The 640-nt window shown below is 42.2% G+C and carries 1 protein-coding gene; it reads right to left on the bottom strand.

The window, feature by feature from the left end; genetic code table 11:
* On the bottom strand, nucleotides 1–337 hold a 337-nt coding region (locus A3761_RS08525), incomplete at its 3' end, for a transposase (protein WP_197472986.1).
* Nucleotides 338–640: the final 303 nt, after the last annotated feature.

The following is a 640-nucleotide window of genomic DNA, read 5'->3' as shown; positions in this document are numbered from 1 at the left end:
AACGAGCTAAATCTTGTGCATCGCGTTTATCTGTTTTCACGCGTTGTCCGGGTTTCTTTGGAATCAGTGATGGCGCAACAACATAGCAACAATGGCCTAAGCTTGTCAGCAATCGATAAATCCAGTAGCCACAGGGGCCTGCTTCATAAACAAAATGCAGGGTAGCCTGCGGGTATTTGCTTTCAAACTGTCTTGCCATCTTGGTAAGTGATACTTTGGCTGAAGAAACTCTTCCAAGATGCTTTACTTCTGAGCCTCGTTGATCTTCGCAATATGCGACTTCGGTGAACTCCTTATGGGTGTCCAATCCGACAAAAATTATGGTATTGTTTTTCATGGTGCTGGCCTCCGCTTATATGGTATGACACATATATTATGGCTCTGGCTTTGCTAACCCACGATAGGAGGTCAGCACTCTTTTGGGACGTGGGGAGTCATTATGTCTATGTGCAAAAAACCAACTAAAATATGTGCTTAGCGTACTTGGTTGCCAAAAAGGTGGTCTCGTTCAACAAACCTTTTTCATTAAGTTTTATACCCCCCTGTGTCAGGATAGTTGTCGCCTCTGTTAATTTTTAATAATTGAATAGGAGGCGGTAAGAGAATATGAGTGAAGCATTATTCAAAAGAGTTTAAAGAA

Source organism: Oleiphilus sp. HI0123, assembly GCF_001635315.1.
Note: the sequence above shows the minus strand (reverse complement) of the source record. Positions and strands in the feature narration are given on the sequence as shown.